This window comes from Oleiphilus sp. HI0123 (genome assembly GCF_001635315.1).
The window spans coordinates 1-772 of the sequence record NZ_LWGE01000350.1 but is presented as its reverse complement, the minus strand read 5'-3'; the positions used below and the strand labels follow the sequence as shown (position 1 = coordinate 772).

Here is a 772-nt window from a genome sequence, read left to right as displayed (position 1 = left end):
TCACGAAACATACGTACTGGGTCATTACCAGTGCGCAAGACATCTGCGTCGGGTTTAAAATAGATAGTCCAACCATCAGAACCTTCGTCGGTTTCCTCGCTAGGACTTTCACAGCTTTCTGCTGTTTCACTGCCACCTTCCAGCAGAGCGTTGAACTGTACTCGCAACTCATCTGCCAACTTGGTTTCGCAGCTTTGACCGGCCTCAAGCTCATTGATCATAGTTCGGATACAGTCGACAGACTTCAGAAACAGATCGACATGATCCGCTTCCATAACAAACTGGTCTGAACGAATAAGATCAAGCAGCGTTTCTACAACATGTGTAAATTCAGCAATCTCATTAAAACCAAAGGTACCACTACCACCCTTAATCGAGTGTGCAGCCCTGAATATTTCGTTTATCGCTTCAGAATCGAGATTCGAGATATCGATATTAAGAAGCGCAGACTCCATAACATCAAGCCCTTCATAACTCTCTTCGAAAAACACCTGATGAAACTGACTTAAATCAACACTCATTGTATTGGCCTGTCTACGCGTAGTTACATTAACGTTTTTTTGTTCTTGGTAGCGCTGTACATTACAGAGGTAAAGCTTAGCCCATTACTTTCTTGATAGTCGCTAATAGCTGCTCTGGGTTAAACGGTTTTACCAACCAACCCGTAGCGCCAGCATTTTTACCCTGCATTTTCTTATCGCCAGCTGACTCGGTGGTCAACATTAAGATTGGAGTAAACTTATAATCCGGTAAGGTTCTGAGGTTCTTAACT

At 43.4% G+C, this 772-nt stretch carries 2 protein-coding genes; both read right to left on the bottom strand.

The genetic code is table 11. The features are described 5' to 3' along the window. The coding region (locus tag A3761_RS03325) for an Hpt domain-containing protein (protein ID WP_197472780.1) at positions 1-521 on the bottom strand (521 nt) is incomplete at its 3' end. A 76-nt stretch (positions 522-597) separates the two neighbouring features. Next, a partial coding sequence (locus A3761_RS03320) for a response regulator (RefSeq protein WP_156491556.1) occupies positions 598-772 on the bottom strand: 175 nt, incomplete at its 5' end.